Genomic DNA, 1,829 nt, shown 5'->3' with positions numbered 1-1,829 from the left:
TCCCGTCCCGCGGGGTCGCCGTCGGCGTCGGCGGGGTCGCGGTTGGCCGCGTCGCCGAGCCGGATCAGCAACGCGACGATCACCCAGTTCGTGACCACGGAGGACCCGCCCTGCGCCAGGAACGGCATCGCCATCCCGGTCAGCGGGATCAGCCCGGTCACCCCGCCCGCGATGACGAACACCTGGACGGCGATCAGCGAGGCCAGCCCCACCGCCAGCAGCCGACCGAACGGGTCGCGCGTCAACTGCGCGGCGCGGTAACCCCGTTCGACGAGCAGCGCGTAGAGCACGATCACCGCGCTCAGCCCGGCCAGCCCCAGTTCCTCGCCGGCCGTCGCCAGGATGAAGTCCGACTTGGCCGCGAAGCCGATCAGGATCGACTGTCCCTGGCCCAGCCCTTCCCCGAACAGTCCGCCGGCCGCGAAGGCGAAGAGCGACTGGGCGATCTGGCCCGCGCCCAGACCCGCCTCCACGGAGGCGAACGGGTCCAGCCAGTCCGCGACCCGCCCGCGCACGTGCGGCTCGACGCGTGCCACCGCCACCGCGGCGGCCGACAGCAGGGCGAGCCCCAGCGCGATCCAGGTGAGGCGGCCGGTGGCGACGTAGAGCAGGATCACGAACAGGGCGAAGAAGAGCAGCGAGGTGCCCAGGTCCCGCTCCAGCACCAGGACGCCCACGCTCAGCAGCCAGGTCGCCACCACCGGGCCCAGCGCCCGGCGGCCGGTCTCGGCGAGCGCCTCGCGGTGCACGGCCAGGTGCCCCGCGAAGAAGACCACCAGCAGCACCTTGGCGAACTCGGCGGGCTGGAGCGAGAAACCGGCCAGGCGGATCCAGATCCGGGCGCCGTTCACCGCCGGGAAGAGGGCCGGGAGCACCAGCAGGACCAGCGCGGAGATCCCGCAGGCCTTGGTGGCCTGCCGCAGGACGCGGTGGTCCCGCAGCAGCCAGACGACCACGACGAACAGCCCGATCCCCAGCGTCGACCACATCAGCTGTGCCGGCGCTGCCCGGTCGCCGGGGGTCTCCAGGTCGAGGCGGTGGATCAGCACCAGGCCCAGGCCGTTGAGCAGCACGGCGATGGGCAGCGGAAGCGGGTCCGCGTGGGGCGCCCGCAGCCGGACCGCGAGGTGGGCCAGCAGGGCCAGCACCCCGAGCCCGGCGCCGTGACGGACGGCGTCGGGCGGGACGTGACCGGTGCGGGCCAGGCCCACGGCGCAGTAGCCGCACACGGAGAGGAACACGGCGAGGAGGATCAGCGCGAGCTCGACGCCCCGGCGGCCGACGGGTGCCGCCGTGACGGGCGCGGGATTCGTCGCCTTCCGCTCCCGCGCGGCCTGGGTGGTCATGGCTCGGAACGTAGCAAGCGGTGGCCGCGATGTCCTGTTATGTCAGCACCAGCGGGGGGCCGGGCCGATGTTGTCGATGTAGCGGGCGGGACCCCAGGCCCAGGTGCCGTCGGCCAGCAGGTACCAGAGCGGGTTGCCGTCCACGGTCTCGCCGGGCGCCTTGCAGAAGATGTCGACCACCGAGCCCTTGGGTGCGAAGCCGATCACCTCGCTGCCGGTGGTGGGCGAGGTGTGCAGCTGCAGGCCGCCCCGGGCCGTCACCAGGCCCTGGTAGAACCGGTCGCCCGGCGGGGTGGGGTGGCCGTCGGCGAGGGCCGGTGCGGCCCCGGTGAGGAGCAGGGCGGTGGCGGCGGCGCTCATGGCGACGCGGGACAGGGAACGGCGCAGGGCCATGGGGACCTCCGGTATGTCGCGGACCCGTTACGTGCTGCCACGCTAGGCACCCACCGCTCCCCCCGCCCGCCGTGCGACGCCGTCCGGGTG

The 1,829-nt window shown here is 74.0% G+C and carries 2 protein-coding genes; both read right to left on the bottom strand.

Going from position 1 to position 1,829, the window contains the following annotated elements; translation table 11 throughout:
* Positions 1 to 1,346: FtsW/RodA/SpoVE family cell cycle protein (locus HW445_RS29390; protein ID WP_180223864.1), on the bottom strand; the 1,346-nt coding region annotated here is incomplete at its 3' end.
* 42 nt (positions 1,347 to 1,388) lie between these two features.
* Positions 1,389 to 1,739, bottom strand: a complete 351-nt coding sequence (locus HW445_RS29385; RefSeq protein ID WP_180223863.1) for an SH3 domain-containing protein — start codon at positions 1,737 to 1,739, stop codon at positions 1,389 to 1,391.
* Positions 1,740 to 1,829 lie beyond the last annotated feature (90 nt).

It is taken from the genome of Streptomyces sp. UH6 (genome assembly GCF_013421635.1).
GTDB classification, from domain to species: Bacteria; Actinomycetota; Actinomycetes; order Streptomycetales; family Streptomycetaceae; genus Streptomyces; species Streptomyces abyssomicinicus.
The sequence above is the reverse complement of the archived record's forward strand: the minus strand, read 5'-3'. Positions and strand labels throughout refer to the sequence as shown.